Raw genomic sequence first — 20,829 nt, 5'->3', positions numbered from 1 at the left:
CCAGGCAAAAGAATGCAATTGGCAATTTCAGACCCGTAACGGCAAAACCATCATCCGGATTGCCCCGTCGGTATTATTTCGTGCCCGTCGATCCGAAGCCGCCTGCACCGCGTTTCGTCTCCGAAAGCACTTCCACTTCAACGATTTCCGTCTGATGGACCGGCGCGATGACCAGCTGGGCGATCCGCGTTCCGCGCTCGATGGTGAAGGCGTCTTCGCCGAGGTTGATCAGGATGACCTTCACTTCGCCGCGATAGTCGGCATCGATGGTGCCCGGCGTGTTGAGCACGGTAATCCCGTTTTTCGCGGCCAGTCCGGAACGCGGCCGCACCTGACCCTCGAACCCTGCCGGGATCGCCATCGCAAGCCCGGTGGGCACCAGCGCCCGCTTGCCCGGCTCCAGCACCAGCGGCGCGTCAACTGCTGCCTGAAGGTCCAGACCCGCAGCCAGATCCGACTGATAGGCGGGAAGCGGCAGATCGGCGCCATGGGCAAGGCGTTTCAGTTCAAGGCGTGCGGTCATGGAAATTCCCGTTGTCGGCTGAATGGAAATGCACTGCCGGGACAGAGACGTTTCGTTGACGACTTGTCAAGTTTACCGGTTCGCGGTGTCACAATTTCCGAGTTTCCCCTTGCGGTGCCCATGCCGGGATGAAAAGCTGCAATTTGCCGTTGAAGCAAATGAGGGAGACGTCAATGCGTGTAATGTTTCTGGCACTATCAACCGCCTTCGCAATAGGACTGGCGATGCCCGCGATGGCACAGACCGTCGGATTCGGCGATGCCATCAAGATCCTTGGCGCGAGCTGCGGCAAGGACATCGAGACCTATTGCAAGAGCGCGCATCTCGCCAATAACGAAATCGGCCAGTGCCTTGAAAAGAACCAGGCCAAGGTCTCTGCCCAGTGCAATACCGACCGGGTGAAGGTGGCAGCGCTGCTTGAAGCCCGCTTTGCCGCGCAGGCCGCCGCTCCGAAGATCTGCGCTCGCGACGCCGCGCAGAAGTGCCAAGGCGTCAAGGCCGGCAGGGGCCACGTTCTCCGCTGCCTTTTGAAAGCCCAGCGCACCGTCAGCGACAAATGCAATGAAGCCATTGATCTCGCCGGCTACCGGTAATTTTCAAATATTCATGGAGCAAGTCATGAAAATCATGTCTTTCCTTACCGCTGCCGGCATTGCCGCATTCCTGTTACAGGCGCCCGCATCGGCCCAGACCAAATTATCCCGCGATGAAATCATCCAGTCCCTGCAAGGGGCGCAGAACAAGGTCGACATCAGCGCCGACGAATTGCGCAAGCAGGCTCTTGAGAACATCCAGAAATATCCGGGAGACAATGCCTCCCAGGCCCTGCCGCTCGCGGCAAAACTGGCTCAGTTGCGCCAGTTCGTGGTCGAAATCACCTTTGACTTCGATTCCGCCCGCATCCGTCCGGAATCCTATGAGACCGTCGGCATCATGGCCGACGCCCTGCACACGCCTTATCTCTTCGGCCAGAAATTCTTCGTGGTCGGACACACCGACGCCAAGGGCGACCGGGAATACAATCTCAAATTGTCCCAAAAACGGGCGGATTCCATTCGCGATGCCCTGATCACGACCTTCCGGGTTCCCCCGGAAATGCTTGAAGCAGTCGGCCTGGGCGAGGAGCAGTTGCGCGATCCGGCCCATCCGGACAGCGAAATCAACCGGCGTGTCCAGCTGATCAACGTCGGCTACTGATCGCTAAGACTTCGATTCGATTCCGAAATGCGCGGCTGATATGGCCGCGCATTTTATGTTTCTAACAACAATTCAGATCGTTACGGCCTATATTTGCCATTGTTCGAAAATACTGAACGGCCTTTTGAAATTTAACGCACTTCCGTTGAACAGGCTTCGGATCCATCTTCAAGACAATCGAACCATTGTCGTTGAAGAAGACAAAAGCCATGGGATGCCGGCTTTCGGCGTGCATCGCGGAGAAACGCACATGACCACCGGATCGGAAACCATCTCCCCCCTGTTCCTGGCCCACGGATCGCCAATGCTGGCCCTGACCGATATTCCGGCCCAGCGGTTCCTGAAAGAGCTCGGAGGAAAAATTCCTGCGCCGAAGGGCATCGTCGTCCTGTCTCCGCACTGGGAGACCGACGGCCAACGCGTCTCCGCGCCCGGGCCGTTGAAAACCATCCATGACTTTTACGGGTTCCCCAAGCCGCTTTACGATATCGACTACCCCGCGGAGGCGAGCGCGGAACTGGTCGGGCAGGTGATAACACTGCTGCGGACGGCTGCAATCGATGCGAGCGCGGACACGACCTGGGGCCTCGATCACGGCGCCTGGGTGCCGCTGTCGCTGCTCTATCCGAAGCTTACCGTGCCCGTTGTCGAGCTCTCCCTGCCCCACGGAAGCACGCCGGAAAGCGTTCATGCGCTCGGTCGCAGCCTGGCTCCGCTGGCCGAACAGGGGATCCTCCTCATCGGTTCTGGAAGCACGACCCATAATCTGCGCGAGATCGACCGCGAGGGCGCGCCGGCACCTTCATGGGCGAAGAGCTTCGATGACTGGATCGACGAAGGCCTGCGCCGGGGGGACATTTCCCGGTTCGCAGACCTGAGCCAGGCCCCCGATTTCAGACGGGTACACCCGACCGAAGAGCATCTGCTGCCACTGTTCTTCGCCATGGGTGCTGCCGGCCGGGACGTTCCCGCGAAACTCCTGCACCGAAGCTATTCCCACGGCTCGATCAGCATGAGTTACTTCAGCTTTCCAGCAGCCGAGGCGGCCTGAGATTATTCCAACGCCCCGGAAGAGGTCCGCAGGAGCGCCAGAAACAATAATCCGCCGGCCGCTGATACGAGCTTGAGAAATCTCGCAACGGCTTTCGTGCGCCAGTCGCGATCTCGTGCGGCAGATCCGTGCTGTTTGGAATAGTCATGGCAAATGCGATACTCATTCGCAGAGGTGCGGATTGAAACCGCCGGAAGAAAATTGATGCAAAACCGGCCGCCGCAAGGATCAATTGGATTGTGGCCGCCTTACTGAGTTTCCACCGGCGATGATCCGGTTGATCAGGTCGGAAACCGCCCGGTGCGTTTCCATATCGGCTTCAGCACCGGTTGCGTTCTCATGAGTCGCGGCAGCATCCCGCAAGACGCCTATGATCTCGCCCTCGGGAAGAATTTTGCGGTCGTTCATGGCAAGCAAAAGTGCTTCGCAGATCGAGAGCGCCGCCATTCCGGAATAGTCTTTGAGGTCGGGCATCTTAGCTGCCCCTTTCAAGGATTAAAGCTCTGCTTGGGTCTGAGCCCAATAAACTTCACCAGAATGACAGAAAATCGGTATGCTGTACTGATCGAAAGCAGTCTTGGCCCAGACATCTCGGAAATCTGATAATTGCCTGAGAGAATCGCCTTTGAACTCCATCGAGAAAAGTCCGCTTACCCGCAAGCTTTCCAGCTTCGTTCTCCTGTCAGCGAGCGAGCACGATGCCTTGCAAAATCTGCACAAGCGCAGCCGCACCTTCGTTGCCGGGCGCGATCTCGTACAACAGGGACAGTCGGACCAGGCCGCCTACATTCTTTCGGAAGGGTGGGTCTGCTCTTACAAGATCCAACCTGACGGGACACGCCAGATCGTCGATTTCCAGATCCCGGGTGATTTTTTGGGATTGCGCAGCGTACTGCTCCGCACCTCGGATCACAGCTTCGAACCGATCACCGATATTCAGGCGGTTGAAGTTCAGGCTGCCGACCTGCTGGAGGCGTTTGCAAAGTCCCCTCGCCTTGCAACTGCAATTTTATGGGCCGCGTCACGGGACGAAGCTATGGTGGTCGAGCACCTCGTCAACCTCGGACGGCGTGACGCGGATGGGCGCATGGCACATTTTCTGCTCGAACTTGGCTCCAGATTGGCTCTGGTCGGCATGGGCACCCAAACGGGCTATGACTGTCCGCTGACACAGTATCACCTCGCCGATGCTCTGGGACTGAGCGCTGTGCATGTCAACCGCGTTTTGCGCCAACTTCGTGAAAACGGGCTGGTCACATTTCGAAACGGCAAGGTGACGTTCGACGATCGCGACCGCCTGGTCGAATTTGCGGGCTTTGATCCGGAATATCTCGACCAGACCGGTCCATTTCTGAAGTAAAACTCTTACTTTCGCGATGTCATTTTCCGGTCAGACAATTTCATTGGCATACCGCCGGATCAAACAAGATACCAATGACGCCGGCGTTCTTTTCCGCTTTATTCCTAATATTTGATGGCCTGAACAACAGCCTTTGAACGAGACTGTACATCCGCAGGTCACAAACCCGGCTGCGTCGGAACGGAAAAACATCGTGGACTAACCTCGATCAGGATGTTCCTCCAAAGCTCCGTGTAGGAATATCAGATCCGTCGGGTGCTCGGTCAATTTCTTGGAACGCGCTTCAAGACTTCGACAAAGACAGGAAAAAGCGACGCGTCCTTTTCACAACGGGACTCGCGATGCCCGCCTCGGAAAGAAAAAATTCTCAAGTCGTTAATCGGTGAACTTGGCATCAATCGTGCCGGGTCTGATTTCGGATACCTACCGACCTTCGTGCCGAAGCTTGCGCCCGCAGGCTTTGAACGAAATGCACGCATGCATGCACAGGAGCACTAAGGCTATGGAAACAAAAATGAAGAGCAATGAACCCAAACCGGATTCCACCGATCTCGAGAGGCGGGTTCTTGCGCACGAGAGAATCTTGCAATCTCTCATCGCGTATATGTCCAGCTCCGAGCCCCGGTTTGTCGGGCATCTCAAGACACGCTTTGTCGACACGATGTCGATGGCACGCCGGGAACAGGACTACAGAGACGTTGACGACTATGCCGAGGAATTCATACGCGCAGTTATAAATCTCGGGGGAACCTGTGCCCCTCCAGTATCGAACGTTTCAAACCCTGAAAAGGCCTCCAAGCGCCCGATAAAGCTGGCGCTTGATACAGTTCACCCGCCTGTTCCAGGTGTTGCGCAGGATCGGGTCCGGGTCCGGGAAAGAAATGGAATATGGGAGGTAAGGGTCGATGGTGCCTTTCTCGGAGACTATCAGAAGCCGGAATTCGCTCAGGCAGCCGCAGCTCTTGCCAAGCTGTCACTCAGATGAGGCAGGATCTTCCGCCGGATGTCCTTTTGGGATGCTCAATACGGGAAATAAAAACGGATCTCCGGATCAGTCTGGATTGCCGTCTTGATTTCGAAGCTCCGCAATCCACACCGATGCTTGCGACGCTCAACGTTGTTGGAACCCGTTATTGCGACCTCGAGCGACTGGATTATTTGACGACTTCTCCCTGCGTGCCGATCGACAGCTACAGGGAGGTTTCGCGGCCTGGATGGAAGTCTTCCTGGCCAACCGATGGCGGGTCTACGATCCGCGCAACAACACACTCCGTATTACGCGATATCTGATCGGCCGAGGACGGGATGCAGCCGAAGTCCCGCTTGTACAGGCATTCGGTAAAAATACTTTGAGGTTCGGACCGAGATTTCCGACTGAGACTAACATCGATCAGCACATACCTCAGCGGCATCGCCTAAGATGTAGAGAATAATAATATCTTCGACGGAACTCGAGGACCAAGAATTTCCCGAGATCTTGATCAAAACACTTTCGGCTTGGAACTGCACTCTTGGAAACAGGGTGGGTAACGCGCCAGAGATCCGACACGGCGAACCGAGGTTTGGAACGGGGCGCCCCAACAGCGCTTGAGCTGCACCATCTGGAACAGCTCTCGCTTAAAGCCCGGAAGGACCATTGCCATGTCAAAAAGGATCTTTCCCGACACCGACGGAAGAAAAAACGCTGTCCCAGGCAATAAATTACCGGGACTCCCCACACTCCGTAAGCTTTTCTGCCGGAAACGGGAACCGCGTCCGCTGGAGGACGCCGCCATTCAGGTTGCCGAGAATGAAGGAATGCCGGTGTTGACAGACACCCCAGGCTGAAAGCGGCAGAAAACCACCTGCTTTGCTCCATGGCATGACCAACTGTCGTGAGGCCTATGGCTGGCCTGAAGCGCGACTACGCATTCCCGTTCCCAGGAATAGTCCGTCCTGGCCAACTTGGACGACCAACCTTCTCGTAAGAGGCAATGCCATGATTTCCGAAAACAACGGCCCGGATAACTCAGGTCCATGGGGTACAGGCCCCAAATACCAATCACCGGACATAAACGCTATTCTGCAACAGGGTCGGCGGCAGTTTGGCGGAATGCTACCGGGGGGCTCACCGTCGGCTCGCGGAATACTGATCGCCGGCGCGCTTGCCTTTGCCGCACTCGGTATCTGGTCCTCCTATTATACTGTGCCCAGTGATTCCGTCGCAGTTATCCAGCGTTTCGGAAAGTTTGTTGCTGAAGTTCCTCCGGGACTGCATTTCAAGTTTCCGATGGGTATCGACATCGCGACGATCGTACCGGTAAAGCGTCAACTGAAGCAGGAATTCGGCTTCACCACACCAGGCGGAAATGATCCCTATCAGAGCCCGACGGACGGCGCGCGTGAGACCGAAATGGTCACGGGTGATCTGAACGCCGCCCTTGTCGAATGGGTGGTGCAGTACCGTATCTCCGATCCAGCCAAATTTCTGTTCGAGGTGCGCGAACCGGCCGCGACGCTTCGATACGTCTCGGAATCCGTTATGCGAGAAGTTGTCGGTGACCGCACGGTCGACGAAGTCATCACGATCGGACGACAGGAAATCGAAATCGAAGCGCTGCTGAAGATGCAGGCCCTGACGACGAAATATGCCATGGGAATCAGTATCGACCAGGTGCAGCTCAAGAACATCAACCCGCCGGAGCCCGTTCAATCCTCGTTTAATGAAGTCAACCAGGCCCAGCAGGAAAAGGAGCGCCTGATCAACGAAGCCCGCCGGGAATACAACAAAGTCATCCCGCTGGCCGAAGGCGAAAAGGACCAGCGTATCCGCGAAGCCGACGGCTATCGGCTGAAACGGATCAATGAGGCCGAAGGCGACGCCGCGCGCTTCACTGCGCTCCTGACGGAATATCTGAAAGCACCGGATGTGACCCGGCGGCGGATCTATATCGAAACACTTCAGGATGTGATGCCAGCTATCGAGTCAAAGATCATCGTTGACGGATCAACCGGCAACATCTTGCCGCTTCTAAATCTCAACCGCGAAGGGGAAAAACGGCCATGAAGATCGTATGGGGACTTCTTGCGGGGATTGCCGTTGTTGCGATAGTGACCGCTTCCACCGCCATCTACACGGTCGGCGAAGTTGAACAGGCGATCATCACTCAGTTCGGTAAGCCCGTTGGCGAACCGGTCACGACGTCGGGCCTCAAATTGAAACTGCCGTTCGTCCAGAACGTCAACCGGATCGACCGCCGGGTTCTGGAGTGGGACGGCAATCCCTCCGACATGCCGACAAAAGACAAGCTGTATATTTCCGTCGACCTGTTCGCCCGTTGGAAGATAACGGATCCCTTGCAATATTTTCTTCGGCTGCGCGACGAACGCAGCGCGCAATCGCGGCTCGACGACATCTTGGGAAGCGAGACACGCAATGCCGTTGCAAAGCATGAACTTATCGAAATCATCCGGACGACGAAGGGACGTACACCCTTGCGGGACACGCTTCTGACGGATGAAGAGCTGGCACAAGATATCGGCACACTCGTACCGATCCAGAAAGGCCGCGCACTTGTGGAGCAGGAAATTTTCAAAGCAGCGGCCGAAAAGGTCCGCGTTTTCGGTATTGCGCTACTCGACATCCGCTTCAAGCGCATCAATTACAACGAGAGCGTCCGACCGAAGATCTACGACCGGATGATCTCGGAGCGCCGACAAATCGCGGAGCGCTTCCTGTCCGAGGGCAATGGGGAGGCCGCACGTATTCGCGGGAACCGTGTGCGCGATCTGAACAAAATCCAGTCCGAGGCCTATCGCGAAGTCGAAGAAATTCGAGGGGTGGCCGATGCCGCCGCGGCCAGTATCTACGCCCGAGCCTACAACACGACTGCGCAAGCTGCGGAATTCTACGGGTTCACACGAACCATGCAGGCCTACAAGGATATGATTTCCAACAGAACAACCCTCGTACTGTCGACAGATAGCGATCTCTTCATGTTCCTGCGGGGAATGCAGGCCGACACGGGGAAACAGGATAGTGGCCGGGCGGGCGGCAGCAGCGAAATGGTCCGTGAGTTGTCGACCGGTCAGCGATGAGCAAACCGGCCTCGACCGATCGCTCTGACCCCCCAAACCGGAAACGGTCCGACACTATTCACTTGGCGAGACCTTCTTCAGATCCGTTCAATTTCATGAACCACGCGCTTGAAAAGTGGGCCGATGAAGGAGGCGCGCTCGCACAGGATTCCATGCATCGTGAATATGGCAAGCGGATCGAAGCCGACGGATCCTGGACGGTCTATCACGTCTTTACCGGCAGTCCCGCAACAATTGGTGGCGACCTGATGCAGGGCATGAACGCTAAGAATGCGCTGGATCAAATGATGAAGACAAATTCCGGTAATTCCAGCCAGCGGGCAGCCCGCACATTCATCTTAAAGGCACCGTTCCTGGTCCCTTGGTGGGGCCGTTTGACCAAATTCTTCTGAGTGAGCGTCTTCTTTTCGAACCTTGTAGTGAAAAGCCGTTATCGCCCAATGCTCTAAGTTATGCGGACCCGGCTGGTTGCTCCAGCGTAGCGTGGTATCGTTTCTCCGCTTCTTCTGGAGGGACGTTTCCAATGGGCTCCAGACTTCGCCATGGGCGCCGCCGGCCGGGACGTACCCGCGAAACTCCCGCACCGCAGCTATTTCCACGGCTCGATCCGCATGAGTTACTTCAGCTTTCCAGCAGCCGAAGCGGTCTGACCCTATTCGGAACCCAGTTGCCCGGCAATCCGGGCAACGAGGCGGGTTGCCACTTCCCTCTTGTCGAGGGCCGGCCAGTCTTCCACTCCCTGACGGGTGACGATGCGCACGGTGTTGGCGTCGCCGCCCATGATCCCGGTTTCCGGGCTGACGTCGTTGGCAACGATCCAGTCGGCGTTCTTGCGCTGGAGTTTCGACTGTGCGTTTGCAATGAGATCCCGCGTTTCGGCGGCAAAGCCGATCAGAAGGGGCGGCCGCAGGGCTTCGTCATGGCCGACGGTCGCCAGAATATCGGGGTTTTCCACGAGCTCAAGGGCGGGCGGTTTGCCCGAACCGTCCTTCTTGATCTTCTGGTCGCTCTCTCCGGCCACCCGCCAATCGGCGACCGCCGCCGCCATGACGGCCACATCCGCCGGAAGGGCGGCCTTGACCGCCTGCAGCATTTCCGCAGCCGATTCCACGTGAACCACGGTCACCCCTTCCGGGTCAGGCAGGGTGACCGGGCCTGAAACCAACGTGACTTTCGCGCCCGCTGCGGCGGCAGCGGCGGCAATGGCGTGTCCCTGCTTGCCGGAGGACCGGTTGGCGATATAGCGCACCGGATCGATGGGTTCATGGGTCGGGCCGGAGGTGATCACCACATGACGGCCGGCGAGCGGCTTTTCAGCCGGTTCTGAACCAGCATTGCCGGACAGGATGGCCTCGGCAGCTGTTGCAATATCCAGCGGCTCGGCCATGCGCCCAACGCCCGCCTCGCCGCTTTCCGCCATTTCTCCCTTGCCGGGACCGACGAAATGCAGTCCGTCGGCTTCCAGGGTGGCGACGTTGCGCCGGGTCGCCGGATGCGACCACATCTTCGGGTTCATGGCCGGCGCCACCAGGACGGGCTTATCGGTAGCCAGAAGGACCGCTGTCGCCAGATCATCGGCGATGCCGTGGGCCATCTTCGCCATGAGATCGGCCGTGGCCGGCGCGATCACGATCAGGTCGTTGTCACGGGCAAGGCGGATATGGCCGACGTCCTGTTCGGCTTCCCGGTCGAACAGGTCGGTGTAGACCTTTTCCGCAGCCAGGGCGCCGACCGCCAGAGGCGTGATGAACTCCCTCGCGCCGCGGGTCATGATCGGACGCACCCGCGCACCGCGTTCGCGCAGCCGCCGAATCAGGTCGAGTGCCTTGTAGGCGGCAATTCCACCGCTGATGATCAGGACGATCCGCTTGTCCGCGAGCATTGCGCGTTACTCCAGAAGGCGGCCCGTATCCGGAACGGAAAGAGGGCCGAATTGCGCATCAGGTCCCGACTTTACGTCCCTGAACGGAAATCACGCGGTGCCGGTGAAATCACCTGCACACCCGATCCGGTCAGCTGATAAACCGCCAGTCCGCGTTCGTTCTGCCCGTTGGGGCGGAATCGGAACAGGCCGTCGATCCCGATAAAGCCGTCCCGATTGGTGAGAATACTGGTCGAAAAACGCTGCGGCCCTGCCGAGCGGACCAGACCGGCCGCCAGGGTGACGCCGTCATAGGCAAGGGTAGCATTGCGCGGCGGTGCCGAACCATAGGCGGACTGATAGCGGGCGGCAAAGGCCTTGAAACCGGTATCATCGGGACCAGGATACCAGCTGCCAGCCATGATCGGATTGTTCTTCATGTTCGGTTCGTCCCACTGGCCGCTGCCGAGGACCTTGACCGCGCCGTTCGTCGCGCCACTTTGCGTCAGGGTCTGCATGACCAGCGGGGCCACGCCGCCCCCGGCCGGGATGAACAGGCTGTCTATCTTGCCGATGGAACCAGCCAGGGCATTGGTTTTGGCAATCAGATCGGACGTGTCAGAGCCGTTCAGCTTGTAGCGCTGGATGGTGACGATCCGGGCGCCGATCCGGCCGACTTCCTGGCGGAAGGCGGCTTCGGTCACCGCGCCATAACTGTCATCGGGAACAAGCGCGGCAAAAGACCGTTTTCCCTGGGTTCCGGCATAACCGACGATTCTGGAGACATCGCCCTGGGGCAGGAAGCTCAAGAGGTAAATGCCTCGGGATGCGACCGATACATCGGTCGAAAAGGCGACGACCGGAATGCCGGAGGACCGGGCGACCGCACCGGCACCGGAAACAGCCGGCGCAAACACCGGACCCAGAATCAATTCGGCGCCTTCGGCAATGGCGGACTGGGCCGCCGCACGGCCGCCTTCCGCCGTTCCACGGGTATCCTTTATAAGAAGCTGGATATCCGAGTTCGGGAAATTCGCCAGCGCAAGTTCGGCGGCGTTGCGGAAAACGGTCCCGATCGATTGGCCGCCGCCGCCCGCACTCAGCGGCAACAGAAGTCCGACCCGGACGGACCCGGTTCCGACGACTTCACCGGTCACGGCAGGCCCCTGGCCTGTGGTGATCTGCGAAGCGGGGAGGGATCCGAGACTGGAACCCTGGCAGCCGGCCAATGTGAAGGCCGCCGCCAGCAGAACACCGGCCCGCGTCATCGCATTTGGGCGCTTTCTCAACTGAAATACCCGCTTGATATTCAAATCAGCCTCCTCGCCGCTTGTTGGTTAACACTTACGGATTCACCGGGCCTCTGTCCAGTTTAGTGCGTGATTTCCAGACACATAGCCCGGCCCCGCGAAATCGCTGACCGCAGGATTTGCACTTGCAACGGCGCTCCGGCACGATTAGCGCAAGGGTTCCGACTTGCTGCGACGCGGTTTTCGCGGCGGCCGATGGATCGAGAGGCTGCATGACGAAGGATATTCCCGGGATTGAGGCCGGAGTTGGGGCCGGGACCGACCTGCGGGCCGGCCGGCGGTTCATTATAGGCGAACACGATTTCAGCGCACCTCGTCTGGAGCCGGCGCTCTATATCGTTGCCACGCCCATCGGCAACCTGGGCGACATCACGGTGCGTGCGCTGGAAACGCTGGCCGCGGCGTCCATGATCGCCTGCGAGGACACGCGCGTCACGGGCACCCTGACCCATCGTTTCGGCCTGAAGACGCAGCTCATGCCCTATCACGAGCACAATGCGGACAAGCAGCGGCCGAAAATCCTGGCCACGCTGGAAAAGGGCGAAGCGGTCGCTCTGGTCAGCGATGCGGGGACGCCGCTCGTTTCCGATCCGGGCTACCGGCTGGTCCGGGACGTGCTGGAAGCGGGCCACAAGGTCGTCCCGATTCCCGGTGCTTCGGCGCCCCTTGCCGGTCTGGTCGGGTCGGGCCTGCCGAGCGACACGGTGCTTTTCGCGGGGTTCCTGCCGCAAAAGGGCGGCCCGAAGAAGACGCGCCTGACGGAACTGGCTGCCGTTCCCGCAACCGTGATCCTGTTCGAATCGCCCCGGCGGCTGGGGGCAACCCTTGCCACCATGGCCGAGATCATGGGGCCGGCCCGCGAAGCCGTCGTCGCCCGGGAACTCACCAAGCGGTTCGAGACCTTCGAGCGGGGAACGCTGGCCGAACTTTCCGAGAAATTCGCCGGCGATCCGCCGAAGGGAGAAATCGTCATCCTGGTCGGACCGCCCGAAGAGGCACCAGAGGCCAACGAGGAGGACGCGGAAGAGCTGCTTCGCCAGGCGCTGACGGAGATGCCGGTGAGTGCGGCGGCCAAACAGGTCGCGAGACAGACCGGCCTCGACCGCAACGACCTCTACAAACTGGCGCTGGACCTGAAAGCAGGCGGCGAGTGACCGTGCGGACCAAGACAAAATCCGGCCAGAACCGGCAAAAGCGGGTCAGGGCCCACGCCCTGGGTCTTTCCGCCGAAACCCGGGCCGCCTGGGCGCTCAGGCTCGCCGGCTGGCGTATCCTGAAAAGCCGCTACAAGACGAAGGCCGGCGAGATCGACCTGATCGCAAAAAGACGCAAGACCGTCGCCTTCATCGAGGTCAAGGCGCGCAATACCCGCGAAGCCGCGCTCGACGCGGTCACGCCGGCTAGCCAACGCAGGATCGCGAATGCAGCAAAGATCTTCGTTGCTGAGCACCCGAAAGCGGGCTTCTACACCTTGCGTTTCGATGTGGTGATCGTCCGACCCTGGCGTTGGCCGGAACGGATCGTCAACGCCTTCGAGGCCTTCGGTTAAACGCTCTGTTCGTGCGGCCCTTCTGGACAAATGACCCGGGCAGTCGCATATCATCTACACAACAGACACTCATCCCAATGCGCTGTACATAAGCGCGCCCGCCGGGAGACTTCCTCATGACCCTCAAGGTCGCGGTCCAAATGGACCATATTTCCTCGATCAATATTGCCGGCGACAGCGCCTTTGCGCTGATGCTGGAGGCCCAGGCCCGCGGTCATACGCTCTATCATTACACGCCCGACCGGCTGGCCATGATCGGCGACGACGTCTTCTGCGCCCTGGAGCCGGTAACGGTCAGCGACGAGAAAGGCAGCCATTTCACTCTCGGCGAACGAGAGCGGTTCAACATGGCCGAGATGGACGTGGTGCTGATGCGCCAGGATCCGCCGTTCGACCTGTCCTATATCGCGGCGACCCACATCCTGCAGAAAATCCATCCGCAGACGCTGGTGGTGAACGATCCCGTCGAGGTCCGCAACGCGCCTGAGAAGCTGTTCGTCACCGAATTCGCCGACCTGATGCCGCCGACGCTTATCACCCGCGACAAGGCGGAGATCGATCTTTTCCGCGCCGAATACGGCGATATCGTCATGAAGCCGCTGTTCGGCCACGGCGGCGCGGCGGTGTTCCGGATCACGGAGGACGACCTCAACTACGGCTCGCTTTACGACTTCTTCGCCGCCACCTTCCGCGAACCCTGGGTGATCCAGCAGTTCCTGCCAAATGTGAAACACGGCGACAAGCGGATCCTGCTGGTCGACGGCGAGTTCGCCGGCGCAGTCAACCGGGTTCCGGCCAAGGGCGACCTCAGGTCCAACATGGTGCGCGGCGGCGCGCCGACAGACAGCGAGCTGACCGACCGCGAACGGCATATCTGCGAGAGACTCGGCCCATCCCTGCGGGAAAAAGGCCTGATCCTGGTCGGTATCGACGTGATCGACGGCTGGCTGACCGAAATCAACGTCACCGCCCCGACGGGCATACGCGCCATCCGGAACCTCGGCGGGCCGGATGTCGCCGCCAGGGTTTGGGACGTTCTGGAGGCGAAAGCGAACCGCTAGGCCGAGGCGCCGGTGCTATCCATCGCAGTTGCTCTCTATTTGCCTCTTGACCTCAACATAACTTGAGGCGGTAGGCATCTGCTCCCCTGTTTCAAACACCGGAGCAAAACCATGGCGGCAGTCCCGCAAACCGCATCGATTTTCCGTGTCGACAAGTTCGTCGTTCCCGAGGCCGCCCGCGAGAAGTTCGTCGAGCGGCTCAGGACGATCCAGGCCTTGCTCGATGGCTTCGAGGGCTGCCTTCAGAATCTGGTTCTTGAACAGATTTCCGGGCCCGGAACGTTCAATTTCGTCACCATTGTGGAATGGGCCAGCCAGGAAGCCATGGATAACGCGCGCAAGATCGCCACGGCCGAATACGCCAGGACGAACTTCAATCCCCAGGAGTTCATGCAGCAGCTGGGCATTACCGCCGACATGGGGAATTACGGCGGCATCCGGTAAATCGCCGGCTGACCGATGTTTTCAGGCCGCGGCGTCCGTGCTTGCCGCCTGGGACCGCAGCACCATGCCGAACAGGTCACGCGGATCGTCCGGGTCGGCGAGCAGGTCGAGCTTTTCGAAATGGCCGGTCTTCGGCAGCAGGTCGTGGACATAGCGCAAGGCGGCGAAGTCCTCCACGGCAAAGCCGACGCTGTCGAACAGGGTGATGCTGTCGTCCGATGTCCGACCCGGTGCGGCACCGGCATAGACCTGCCAGAGTTCGGTTACCGGGTGGTCGCGCGGCAGCTGCTGGCATTCGCCCTCGATCCAGGTCTGGTCGGGGAATTCCACGAAGATGTCGGAGCGCAACAGGATGTCCTTGTGCAGTTCCGTCTTGCCCGGGCAATCGCCGCCGACCGCATTGATATGGACGCCGGGGCCGACCATGTTGTCAGTCAGGATCGTGGCGTAGCGCTTGTCCGCGGTGACGGTGGTGATGATATCCGCGCCTTCGATGGCGTCTTCCGCCGTCTTGCAAACCGTCACGTCGATGCCGGAACCGGCAAGGTTGCGCGACAGGCGCATGCTTGCCTGAAAATCGATGTCATAGGCGCGGATCTCGGTAATGCCGAGCAACGCCTTGAAGGCGAGCGCCTGAAAATCCGACTGGGCACCATTGCCGATGATCGCCATCGTACGGGCATTCCTGCGCGCCAGGTATTTCGCCGCAAGCGCGGAATTTGCCGCCGTGCGCAGGGCGGTCAGGATCGTCATTTCGGTAAAGAGAAGCGGATAACCGTTTGACAGATCCGACAGGACACCGAAACCGGTCACGGTCTGCCGGCCGCTTTTCGTGTTTCCCGGATGACCGTTGACGTATTTGAAGCCGAAGGTCTTGCCGTCGCTGGTCGGCATCAGTTCGATCACGCCCTGGGGCGCGTGGGCTGGTATGCGCGGCTTCTTGTCAAAGCTTTCCCAGCGGCGGAAGTCCTCCTCGATATAGGCGGCAAGGCCTTCGATGAAATCCTCCACGCCGACGGCGAGGACGTTCTTCATCATGTTGTCGACGCTGACGAAGGGCACATAAGCCAGGTCTGACGGCGCAGGACCGGAGAGAATGGTGGCCGATGGGGCAAGGCCGTTTTGTTTGATTGTCATTTTAGAAACTCCGGGTCGGGCGGTCGAAAACACGGCGTCCGAAGAGGCTCGCGGTCAGTTCGACCATCAGACGCGCGGTCCGGCCGCGTTCGTCCAGGAAGGGGTTGAGTTCGACGAGGTCGAGCGAGGAAACCAGGCCGCTGTCGTGGAGCATCTCCATGACCAGATGGGCTTCGCGGAAGGTCGCGCCGCCGGGAACGGTGGTACCGACCGCGGGCGCGATGGCGGGATCGAGAAAATCCACGTCGAGGCTGACGTGCAGCAGGCCTTCTGCCTCGGCCACCCGTTTCAAAAACGGCTTCAGAAGAACGGCCACGCCTTCCTCATCGATCATGCGCATGTCGCTGACGCCGACGCCATGGGCAACGAGGAGTTCGCGCTCTTGCGCATCGATGGAGCGCACGCCCAGGATCTCGACGTTTTCCGGATCGACCACATGCTCCAGTGGCCGGCCGAGAAGCCCCTCGAAGCCGGGCAGGCCGCAGGCGTAAGCCAGGGGCGTGCCGTGAAGATTGCCGCTCTCTGTGGAATTGAACGTATGAAAGTCGGAATGCGCGTCGAGCCAGAGCACGAACAGCGGCCGGCCCATAGCTGCGGCACTGGCCGCTTGGCCGGTCACCGTTCCAAGTGCTAACGCGTGATCGCCGCCCATATAGATCGGGAAGGCCGTTTCACTGCCCAGTTGCCTGGCACAGTCGTGCAGGACTTTCGTCCAGCCGGCGACTTCGGCAAAGTTGCGCACGACGCCGTTCGGCGACTTCGAACCCGCAATCGGTTCGGGGACCAGATTGCCGAGGTCCTGAACCCTGTGGCCCAGGGCCTGCAGGTTTTCCGCCAGGCCGGCCGTTCGATAGGCATCCGGGCCCATCAGGCAGCCGCGCCGCCCGGCACCAGCCTCGATGGGCGCTCCGACCAAAACGATATCTTGCGGTGCCAACGGACATGCCCTCCAAATCAGTCAAATCCTGAGTGCTTCAGAATGCCGCAAAGAAATGGCGGAGGAAATCCGGCCGCTTGCGCAAATTTAATCAAGGACTTATCATTTTGATAATCTCATGTTCTCATTATGATAATTCAGGCTTGGTATGGACGATCTTGACCTTCAGTTGATTTCCGCCTTGCGGTCCGATGGCCGCCGGTCGGTTTCGGATCTGGCAAAAGATCTGAAGATCTCGCGGGCGACCGTTCGGGCCCGCATGGAGCGCCTGCAGGAGAGCGGTGAAATCCTCGGCTTTACCGCCGTTCTGCGCGATGACTGGCGCGACCTGCCGATCCGTGGGGTCATGCTGGTCGAAGTCGCCGGGCGCAACACCGAGCCGGTCATCCGCGCCCTGACGGCATTGACCGAGGTCCGTGCCATTCATTCCACCAACGGGAAATGGGATCTGGTGCTCGACATCGCGACGCGGGATCTGGCGGCCTTCGACGACGTCCTGAACCGCATCCGGCTGATCGATGGCATTGCCGGTTCGGAGAGCAACCTTCTTCTGTCGACCCGCAAGGGACCGGCGGTTTCCGCAGCGGACTTCAGTGATCTCCACTGAATTCGCTTTTGCCAGACCGCTCGCAAATCGGGTAGCGATGCGCCCTCAAGACGCCTAGAGTTGCCCGAAATCAGGACAAGACGGGCATAAGTGCCATGACCAAGCCACTCGACATTTCCAGCCTCACTCCCGAACCGCAGACGATTGCCGTCGGCAAACAGGCCGAACAGGATTACCTGGTCGTCCGCCGGACGCTGGAGCGGATCACGGAAAATTGGCGCAATCAGCCGAGCCTGGAACAACTCGCCGCCGAAGCCGGGCTCCAGCCGATCCAGCTCCAGCGCGTCTTTTCCCGCTGGGCCGGTCTGACGCCCAAGCAGTTCCTGCAGGCAATCACACTGGACCACGCCAAGGCCTTGCTGCGGGATTCGGCCAGCGTTCTGGATGCGAGCTTCGAGGTCGGGCTTTCCGGGTCGAGCCGGCTGCACGATCTGTTCGTGACCCACGAGGCCATGACGCCCGGGGCCTATCGCAGCCGGGGCGAGGGGCTGACCATTTCCTACGGCATCCATCCCTGTCCCTTCGGCGAGGTGCTGCTGATGGTCACCGACAAGGGCCTGGCGGGGCTTGCCTTCGCCGATCCGGGCGAGGAACAGGCGGCCTTCGAGGATATGCGCGCCCGTTGGCCGGCGGCCAGGTTCATCGAAGATGCAAAGGCGACGGCCCCTTACGCGACACGGATCTTCAATCCGTCCCTGTGGCAGGAGGAGACCCCGCTCAAGATCGTCCTGATCGGAACCGATTTCGAGATCCGGGTCTGGCAGATGCTTTTGAAGATCCCCATGGGCCGGGCGACCACCTATTCGGATATTGCCCGCACCCTTGGCAAACCGAGTGCCGCGCGCGCGGTCGGAACGGCCGTCGGCCGCAACCCGATTTCCTTCGTTGTTCCCTGTCATCGCGTTCTGGGCCGAACGGGAAACCTGTGCGGCTACCACTGGGGCCTGACCCGCAAGCGCGCCATTATCGGCTGGGAGACCGGACTGACCGGTCCGGCAACGGATTAAGACCAGATCCTAAAAGACCGGCCCTATAGGCATGGGCAGGTCCGCTGTGACATCCCAGCCGAAGGAGGCCAACCGTTCAGCCGCATCGGGCGTGATGTCCCCGGTGATCTGGAAATCGACCCCGGTGGGCGGGAACGGCAGCCTGGACAGTCCGTCCTGAAGGCCCGAAAACGCCTTTGCGGTCGAATCCGTCCACGACAGCATGTCCAGCGGCATGACAAGCGCCGCTTCACCGTCGCGGCGGATCGCGATCGGGAAATCGGCGATCTTGCGGATCTGCGAAAGACTGGCAACAGAGCTGCTGTAGTGCTCGGTCAGAACGATCCGGCGCAGGAGGAAATAGGCCTCCTCGCGGTTTTTGGCGTCCGCCGCCCGGGCGACCAGGATTTCAAGACCCTCGACGGTGCTTATCGCCTGAAGCTGATAGGCGATGATCGCGCGCTCCGTGGGGGTGAAGTTCGTGTTTGCGGCCAGTTCATCGATCACCCGTTGGGAAATATTCAGGCCGCGCAGCACGGTCGCCGTGCGGTCTTCCAGTTCCGAGCGGGTGTTGTCGACGATGAGGTCGCGCAGGGTTTCCGCGGAGCTGGCCACATTCGTGATCATGCCGCCGGGGATCAAGGACATGATCGCGCCGACACTCAGGTTTCCGGCGGTAGACGCCGTGGCGGCGCGGTCGAGTTGCTCCGACAAAGGCTGGTAGGTGGTGTAGGGGTCGACACCGAGCTTGACGGCGAGCTCCCTTCGAGCTCTGTCCCGGCCGGTCACGATGGCTGCCAATTCGCCCGGAGACGTGGTCTCTCCGGTTACCGCCTTCTCGACCCCTTTCGAGATCCGGCCGAACAGCCTGCCGACACCGGATACCGTCGACTTGGCCGTGCCCAGCGGATCGGTCACCGTGCTTTCGACGAATTCCGCCGGCTTCTTGGCGGCTTCCTTCAGACCGTCGACGAAGCTTTGCTGCGATTCAAGTCCCTTAAGGGCCGTGTAGGCGGAGATTTCATGAATCCGGAGCTTCAGCAGGCCATCGCCGACCACATGCTCCGTTCCGAATTCCGTTTTCAGGTCATAGATCCTGAGGAAGCCGTCGCTCCTCACCGGTGTCAGCACACCGTATCCCGGCCCGGATGCCAGCTTGCCCAGAACCGTTCCCGGATCCTGTTCGGGGGGCGTCTCGAAATTGTCTGAGAAAGCTTCCGCCCTTGCAAGCAAGAGCAGGGACACCGCCAAAGCGGCGAAAACAACATTGGTTCGTCTCAGCATACCGTCCTCTTTGGTGCGCGAGACCCGTTTGACCGGACCCGGCTAACTGGGTGCCATCCCGTTCCGACCCAGAATTTCTCCGGCCAGATAGAGCGATCCGCAAAACAGGATGCGGGGCGGCTCACCGTCCTTTTCGGCGCAGGCAACAATATCGGCAATCGCGTCGTCCAGCGAGGCAAAAGGCGTTGCCTCCAGACCGGCAACCCGCGCGAAATCGGCAAGTTCGAACGGATCGCGTGCGGTCGTCGACGTGGTGATCGGAACCGTTCCCACATGGCGGGCCAGTCCGTCGAAAGGACGGAAAAAGCCGACCGGATCCTTGGTCGTCAGCATGCCGGTGATCAGGTAAAGCGGTTTGGGATTGTGTTCTTCCTGCTCGCCCATGAAGGCTGCGATGGACACGCCCGCGCCCGGATTGTGCCCGCCATCCACCCAGATTTCGGAATTCCGCGGGCATTTTCTGACGAGCGGGCCATGGGTAAGCATCTGAAGCCGGCCGGGCCAGTTCACGGCTCTCAGGCCTTTTGCAGCAATGTCCTCACCGGGCCACAGGTCCGCGACCTTCAAGGCGGCAATCGCCAGGCCCGCATTGGTCACCTGATGGGCACCCGGCAGATTGGAGAGGGGCAGATCGCACAGGCCGCCTTCGTCCTGATAGGCGAGACGCCCCTGATCCTGCGTGGCGACAAAATCCTGACCAAAGCTGAAAAGCGGCGTGCCGGTCCGCTTCGCCACCCGCTCGATCGCCGCCTGCGCAACCTCCTCCTGGGGAGCGATGACCGCGGGACAACCGCGCTTGAGGATACCGGCCTTCTCGGCGGCGATTTCTTCAAGCGACCCGCCCAGGAACTTCTCATGGTCCATGGAAATCGGCGTGATCACGGAAGCGATCGGCGCGTCGATAACGTTGGTGGCGTCAAGCCGGCCGCCGAGCCCAACCTCGAGAAGCAGGACATCCGCCGGATTTTCGGCGAACAACAACAGCGCCGCCGCCGTTGTGATTTCGAAAAAGGTGATCTCCTCGCCAGCGTTGGCTTCCTCGCAGCGGTAAAGCGCGTCGAACAGCTTGGGATCGGACACGAATTTTCCGTCGGTTCCGAGCCGGATGCGTTCGTTGAAGGACACCAGGTGAGGCGAGGTATAAACGTGGCAGCGCTTTCCGTCCGCTTCCAGAATGGCGCGCAGCGTGGCGGTCACAGACCCCTTGCCGTTGGTCCCGGCAATGTGAATCGTCGGAGGCAGATGCTTTTCCGGAGAGCCCAGCGTCTTCAGGAGGCGGTGCATCCTGCCGAGGGACAGATCGATTTCCTTGGGATGAAGCGCCAGGAGGCGGTCAAGGATCGCTGTGATTTGGTCCAAATCTCCCTCCCGGTTCAAATCCCCAGGCCGGACAACACGTGCTGCTCAACTTCCCGAATAAGAAGTCATGCGTACATAAACAACCC

Annotated in this window: 22 protein-coding genes and 1 pseudogene; 15 read left to right on the top strand and 8 right to left on the bottom strand. The window is 60.1% G+C overall.

Translation table 11 applies throughout. The features are described from left to right. Nucleotides 1-73: 73 nt before the first annotated feature. Nucleotides 74-523 (bottom strand): dUTP diphosphatase, encoded by a 450-nt coding sequence (gene dut, locus ACN0SO_RS12325; protein WP_417678027.1) that lies wholly within the window; start codon nt 521-523, stop codon nt 74-76. A 173-nt stretch (nt 524-696) separates the two neighbouring features. On the opposite strand from dut, the gene ACN0SO_RS12320 reads away from it, so the two are divergent. From ACN0SO_RS12320 to ACN0SO_RS12310, 3 genes are all read left to right on the top strand, one after another. After that, nucleotides 697-1,116: a hypothetical protein gene (locus ACN0SO_RS12320; protein ID WP_417678025.1), complete on the top strand. Its 420-nt coding sequence runs from the start codon at nt 697-699 to the stop codon at nt 1,114-1,116. Nucleotides 1,117-1,141: 25 nt separating this feature from the next. Continuing rightward, nucleotides 1,142-1,720 (top strand): OmpA family protein, encoded by a 579-nt coding sequence (locus tag ACN0SO_RS12315; protein WP_417678023.1) that lies wholly within the window; start codon nt 1,142-1,144, stop codon nt 1,718-1,720. A gap of 250 nt (nt 1,721-1,970) precedes the next feature. Beyond that, the gene (locus ACN0SO_RS12310; RefSeq protein ID WP_417678021.1) at nt 1,971-2,771 is read left to right on the top strand and encodes a DODA-type extradiol aromatic ring-opening family dioxygenase; all 801 of its coding nucleotides are present in this window, start codon (nt 1,971-1,973) and stop codon (nt 2,769-2,771) included. A gap of 228 nt (nt 2,772-2,999) precedes the next feature. Here the strand turns inward: ACN0SO_RS12310 and ACN0SO_RS12305 are convergent, their stop codons facing one another. After that, complete coding sequence (locus tag ACN0SO_RS12305) at nt 3,000-3,245, bottom strand: hypothetical protein (RefSeq protein ID WP_417678019.1); 246 nt, start codon at nt 3,243-3,245, stop codon at nt 3,000-3,002. Between the two features lie 151 nt (nt 3,246-3,396). Between ACN0SO_RS12305 and ACN0SO_RS12300 the strand changes: the two genes are divergently transcribed. The 6 genes and pseudogenes from ACN0SO_RS12300 to ACN0SO_RS12275 all read left to right on the top strand — a co-directional run bounded on the left by ACN0SO_RS12300 (nt 3,397) and on the right by ACN0SO_RS12275 (nt 8,600). Further along, a complete protein-coding gene (locus ACN0SO_RS12300) occupies nt 3,397-4,131 on the top strand; it encodes a Crp/Fnr family transcriptional regulator (protein ID WP_417678017.1) in 735 nt (244 codons plus the stop codon). Nucleotides 4,132-4,645: 514 nt separating this feature from the next. Beyond that, entirely contained in the window at nt 4,646-5,116 is a 471-nt protein-coding gene (locus ACN0SO_RS12295) for a hypothetical protein (RefSeq protein ID WP_417678015.1), read from the top strand. Between the two features lie 217 nt (nt 5,117-5,333). Further along, nucleotides 5,334-5,564 (top strand): annotated as a pseudogene (locus tag ACN0SO_RS12290) (hypothetical protein); the annotation flags it as partial. Between the two features lie 545 nt (nt 5,565-6,109). Further along, on the top strand, nt 6,110-7,177 hold the full coding sequence (gene hflK, locus ACN0SO_RS12285) for an FtsH protease activity modulator HflK (protein WP_417678013.1): 1,068 nt from the start codon (nt 6,110-6,112) through the stop codon (nt 7,175-7,177). Continuing rightward, on the top strand, nt 7,174-8,208 hold the full coding sequence (gene hflC, locus ACN0SO_RS12280; protein ID WP_417678011.1) for a protease modulator HflC: 1,035 nt from the start codon (nt 7,174-7,176) through the stop codon (nt 8,206-8,208). The genes hflK and hflC overlap by 4 nt, the downstream gene beginning before the upstream one ends. Before the next feature lie 95 nt (nt 8,209-8,303). Continuing rightward, a complete protein-coding gene (locus ACN0SO_RS12275) occupies nt 8,304-8,600 on the top strand; it encodes a hypothetical protein (RefSeq protein WP_417678009.1) in 297 nt (98 codons plus the stop codon). 260 nt (nt 8,601-8,860) lie between these two features. Here the strand turns inward: ACN0SO_RS12275 and coaBC are convergent, their stop codons facing one another. Together coaBC and ACN0SO_RS12265 are read right to left on the bottom strand one after the other, a co-directional pair. Beyond that, nucleotides 8,861-10,090, bottom strand: a complete 1,230-nt coding sequence (gene coaBC, locus ACN0SO_RS12270) for a bifunctional phosphopantothenoylcysteine decarboxylase/phosphopantothenate--cysteine ligase CoaBC (RefSeq protein ID WP_417678007.1) — start codon at nt 10,088-10,090, stop codon at nt 8,861-8,863. 71 nt (nt 10,091-10,161) lie between these two features. Further along, the gene (locus ACN0SO_RS12265; RefSeq protein ID WP_417678005.1) at nt 10,162-11,358 is read right to left on the bottom strand and encodes a penicillin-binding protein activator; all 1,197 of its coding nucleotides are present in this window, start codon (nt 11,356-11,358) and stop codon (nt 10,162-10,164) included. Nucleotides 11,359-11,591: 233 nt separating this feature from the next. On the opposite strand from ACN0SO_RS12265, the gene rsmI reads away from it, so the two are divergent. The 4 genes from rsmI (at nt 11,592) to ACN0SO_RS12245 (ending at nt 14,433) form a co-directional block, all read left to right on the top strand. Continuing rightward, on the top strand, nt 11,592-12,533 hold the full coding sequence (rsmI, locus tag ACN0SO_RS12260) for a 16S rRNA (cytidine(1402)-2'-O)-methyltransferase (RefSeq protein WP_417678003.1): 942 nt from the start codon (nt 11,592-11,594) through the stop codon (nt 12,531-12,533). Nucleotides 12,534-12,535: 2 nt separating this feature from the next. Continuing rightward, entirely contained in the window at nt 12,536-12,928 is a 393-nt protein-coding gene (locus ACN0SO_RS12255) for a YraN family protein (RefSeq protein ID WP_417678001.1), read from the top strand. 116 nt (nt 12,929-13,044) lie between these two features. Further along, nucleotides 13,045-13,989 (top strand): glutathione synthase, encoded by a 945-nt coding sequence (gene gshB, locus ACN0SO_RS12250; protein ID WP_417677999.1) that lies wholly within the window; start codon nt 13,045-13,047, stop codon nt 13,987-13,989. Nucleotides 13,990-14,100: 111 nt separating this feature from the next. Continuing rightward, nucleotides 14,101-14,433: an antibiotic biosynthesis monooxygenase family protein gene (locus ACN0SO_RS12245; RefSeq protein WP_417677997.1), complete on the top strand. Its 333-nt coding sequence runs from the start codon at nt 14,101-14,103 to the stop codon at nt 14,431-14,433. A 21-nt stretch (nt 14,434-14,454) separates the two neighbouring features. Here the strand turns inward: ACN0SO_RS12245 and ACN0SO_RS12240 are convergent, their stop codons facing one another. Both ACN0SO_RS12240 and rocF read right to left on the bottom strand, forming a co-directional pair. Continuing rightward, nucleotides 14,455-15,570, bottom strand: a complete 1,116-nt coding sequence (locus ACN0SO_RS12240; RefSeq protein ID WP_417677995.1) for an ornithine cyclodeaminase — start codon at nt 15,568-15,570, stop codon at nt 14,455-14,457. Between the two features lies 1 nt (nt 15,571). After that, nucleotides 15,572-16,507: an arginase gene (rocF, locus tag ACN0SO_RS12235; RefSeq protein WP_417677993.1), complete on the bottom strand. Its 936-nt coding sequence runs from the start codon at nt 16,505-16,507 to the stop codon at nt 15,572-15,574. Nucleotides 16,508-16,655: 148 nt separating this feature from the next. Between rocF and ACN0SO_RS12230 the strand changes: the two genes are divergently transcribed. Together ACN0SO_RS12230 and ACN0SO_RS12225 are read left to right on the top strand one after the other, a co-directional pair. Further along, the gene (locus tag ACN0SO_RS12230; protein WP_417677991.1) at nt 16,656-17,114 is read left to right on the top strand and encodes an Lrp/AsnC family transcriptional regulator; all 459 of its coding nucleotides are present in this window, start codon (nt 16,656-16,658) and stop codon (nt 17,112-17,114) included. A gap of 95 nt (nt 17,115-17,209) precedes the next feature. Further along, nucleotides 17,210-18,121 carry a methylated-DNA--[protein]-cysteine S-methyltransferase gene (locus ACN0SO_RS12225; protein ID WP_417677989.1) on the top strand — a complete coding sequence of 304 codons (912 nt, stop codon included), beginning with the start codon at nt 17,210-17,212 and terminating at the stop codon, nt 18,119-18,121. 9 nt (nt 18,122-18,130) lie between these two features. On the opposite strand, the gene ACN0SO_RS12220 is transcribed toward ACN0SO_RS12225, so the two are convergent. Continuing rightward, nucleotides 18,131-19,384 (bottom strand): hypothetical protein, encoded by a 1,254-nt coding sequence (locus ACN0SO_RS12220; RefSeq protein WP_417677987.1) that lies wholly within the window; start codon nt 19,382-19,384, stop codon nt 18,131-18,133. 42 nt (nt 19,385-19,426) lie between these two features. Further along, a complete protein-coding gene (locus tag ACN0SO_RS12215) occupies nt 19,427-20,743 on the bottom strand; it encodes a bifunctional folylpolyglutamate synthase/dihydrofolate synthase (RefSeq protein WP_417677985.1) in 1,317 nt (438 codons plus the stop codon). Nucleotides 20,744-20,829: the final 86 nt, after the last annotated feature.

This window comes from Roseibium sp. (assembly GCF_048260565.1).
Taxonomy (GTDB): Bacteria; Pseudomonadota; Alphaproteobacteria; order Rhizobiales; family Stappiaceae; genus Roseibium.
The sequence above is the reverse complement of the archived record's forward strand: the minus strand, read 5'-3'. Positions and strand labels throughout refer to the sequence as shown.

Bases quoted from the DNA above. Each gene is read 5' to 3' on its own strand.
- dut (WP_417678027.1), bottom strand. From the start codon at position 523: ATGACCGCACGCCTTGAACTGAAACGCCTTGCCCATGGCGCCGATCTG.
- ACN0SO_RS12320 (WP_417678025.1), top strand. From the start codon at position 697: ATGCGTGTAATGTTTCTGGCACTATCAACCGCCTTCGCAATAGGACTG.
- ACN0SO_RS12315 (WP_417678023.1), top strand. From the start codon at position 1,142: ATGAAAATCATGTCTTTCCTTACCGCTGCCGGCATTGCCGCATTCCTG.
- ACN0SO_RS12310 (WP_417678021.1), top strand. From the start codon at position 1,971: ATGACCACCGGATCGGAAACCATCTCCCCCCTGTTCCTGGCCCACGGA.
- ACN0SO_RS12305 (WP_417678019.1), bottom strand. From the start codon at position 3,245: ATGCCCGACCTCAAAGACTATTCCGGAATGGCGGCGCTCTCGATCTGC.
- ACN0SO_RS12295 (WP_417678015.1), top strand. From the start codon at position 4,646: ATGAAGAGCAATGAACCCAAACCGGATTCCACCGATCTCGAGAGGCGG.
- hflK (WP_417678013.1), top strand. From the start codon at position 6,110: ATGATTTCCGAAAACAACGGCCCGGATAACTCAGGTCCATGGGGTACA.
- hflC (WP_417678011.1), top strand. From the start codon at position 7,174: ATGAAGATCGTATGGGGACTTCTTGCGGGGATTGCCGTTGTTGCGATA.
- ACN0SO_RS12275 (WP_417678009.1), top strand. From the start codon at position 8,304: ATGAACCACGCGCTTGAAAAGTGGGCCGATGAAGGAGGCGCGCTCGCA.
- coaBC (WP_417678007.1), bottom strand. From the start codon at position 10,090: ATGCTCGCGGACAAGCGGATCGTCCTGATCATCAGCGGTGGAATTGCC.
- rsmI (WP_417678003.1), top strand. From the start codon at position 11,592: ATGACGAAGGATATTCCCGGGATTGAGGCCGGAGTTGGGGCCGGGACC.
- gshB (WP_417677999.1), top strand. From the start codon at position 13,045: ATGACCCTCAAGGTCGCGGTCCAAATGGACCATATTTCCTCGATCAAT.
- ACN0SO_RS12245 (WP_417677997.1), top strand. From the start codon at position 14,101: ATGGCGGCAGTCCCGCAAACCGCATCGATTTTCCGTGTCGACAAGTTC.
- ACN0SO_RS12240 (WP_417677995.1), bottom strand. From the start codon at position 15,570: ATGACAATCAAACAAAACGGCCTTGCCCCATCGGCCACCATTCTCTCC.
- ACN0SO_RS12230 (WP_417677991.1), top strand. From the start codon at position 16,656: ATGGACGATCTTGACCTTCAGTTGATTTCCGCCTTGCGGTCCGATGGC.
- ACN0SO_RS12225 (WP_417677989.1), top strand. From the start codon at position 17,210: ATGACCAAGCCACTCGACATTTCCAGCCTCACTCCCGAACCGCAGACG.
- ACN0SO_RS12220 (WP_417677987.1), bottom strand. From the start codon at position 19,384: ATGCTGAGACGAACCAATGTTGTTTTCGCCGCTTTGGCGGTGTCCCTG.